This window comes from Lachnoclostridium sp. An181 (assembly GCF_002160325.1).
GTDB lineage: Bacteria > Bacillota > Clostridia > Lachnospirales > Lachnospiraceae > An181.
Genome location: NZ_NFKJ01000048.1, coordinates 1 through 1,026 on the forward strand (window position 1 = coordinate 1; position 1,026 = coordinate 1,026).

The 1,026-nt window shown below is 48.3% G+C and carries 1 pseudogene; it reads left to right on the top strand.

The window, feature by feature from the left end:
* A pseudogene (locus B5F18_RS12340) lies at positions 1 to 1,026 on the top strand (FIVAR domain-containing protein); the annotation flags it as partial.

The window sequence follows — 1,026 nt, forward strand, 5'->3', positions numbered from 1 at the left end:
TCCACAAGCGTTTTGAGCTACGCGATCGAGCTTGCAGAAAAAGCAGATACAACCAATGTCATTGACTCTGTAATGGAAAGATACAACAAAGCCCTTGCAGATGCAAAAGAGATTCTTGCAAAAGCAGAGGCTGGAGACGATTCCGTGACACAGACCATGGTGGACGGCAGCTGGAAAGAACTTATCAGTGTACTGCAGTTCATGGAATTCAAGAAAGGCGACAAGTCAGAGCTTGAGACACTGGTGAAGATGGCAGAAGAGCTGAACCTTGACGACTACATTGAGGCAGGAAAGAAAGAGTTCCAGGATGCCCTTGCAGCAGCAAAAGAGGTGCTGGAAGACGGAGATGCAATGCAGCCGGAGATCGACGAGGCTTATAAGAACCTGCTTGATGCAATGAACAACCTTGTAAAGAAAGCAGACAAGACAAACCTGATCTCCGTGATCGAGATGGCAGAGACGATCGTGCCAAATCTTGACAAATACCAGGAGGAAGGAAAACAGGAATTCAAAGATGCATTGGATGCAGCAAAAGTGATCCGTGATAAAGAAGATGCAACCCAGGAAGAGATCACAGCAGCATGGAATACGTTGCTGACAACAATGAGCCAGTTGAGACTCATTCCGGACAAGGGAGCGTTGGAAGACCTGATCAATCGTGTAAATACAATGGATCTTTCCGTATACAGTGCACCTGCACAGGCAAGAGTGAGAAGTGCCCTTGCAGCAGCGACATCCGTATACGAGAATGAGAAAGCGACACAGGCAGAAGTAGATGCAGCAGTAGCAAATCTGCAGGCAGCAGTGGATACAGCAAATGCAGAGACAGGAAAAGAAGAGGAAAAAGGAACAGCTGGAACGACAGACAAGTCAGGAAACAGCGGGGAAAAATCCTCCACTGGCAGCAGTGCAGCAGGCAGCAAAGCATCTGGTCAGAAGAGTGCGAAGACCGGAGACACAGCAAACGCAGCAATGCTTGCGGGAGCGATGGCAGCAGCACTTGCAGCAATGGCAGCATTCAAAAAA